Genomic DNA, 504 nt, shown 5'->3' with positions numbered 1-504 from the left:
GCAGTTGCTCGTCGGGGGCGGTGCGGACGTTGATGGGCGAAAGCCGCAATTTGCTGAGTTTAATGGACTGGATCACGGGAGTAACTCCTTCTGGCGTCCGGCACATTCCGGACACCATCCCCGCTCCCCCTCACCTCTCTCCCAGGGTGGCCGCGGGGGTCGTTGCCGCAGGCAGCCTTCGCCGCTCACGGCGCGTCGGCGGCCGCGGGCTTCGCTGCATGGGCACTGACGCCGAAGCGCGTTACAACGCCTGCAGATCGGAGAATTACGATGGACGCTCAGGCCGTTCGCGAAGCGCTACAACATCATTGGGAGGCGTCAGACGCCAATGACTTCGAAGCGGAACATGTGATCTATCACGAGGATGCTGAACTGTTTTATCCCCAGTCCGGCGAGCGGCTTCGCGGGCGACGCCACATTCAGGAAAGTCGGCGCATTCAACCAAGCAACAAACGCTTCGACGTGCGCAGGATGCTCGGCAGTGGCGATCTTTGGGTGACAGAA

The 504-nt window shown here is 61.7% G+C and carries 1 protein-coding gene; it reads left to right on the top strand.

What is annotated here, in order from left to right; translation table 11 throughout:
- Positions 1-270: 270 nt before the first annotated feature.
- Positions 271-504: hypothetical protein (locus AACY45_RS28035; RefSeq protein ID WP_339548724.1), on the top strand; the 234-nt coding region annotated here is incomplete at its 3' end.

The organism is Pseudomonas sp. RA_35y_Pfl2_P32 (genome assembly GCF_963970735.1).
Taxonomy (GTDB): Bacteria; Pseudomonadota; Gammaproteobacteria; order Pseudomonadales; family Pseudomonadaceae; genus Aquipseudomonas.
Note: the sequence above shows the minus strand (reverse complement) of the source record. Positions and strands in the feature narration are given on the sequence as shown.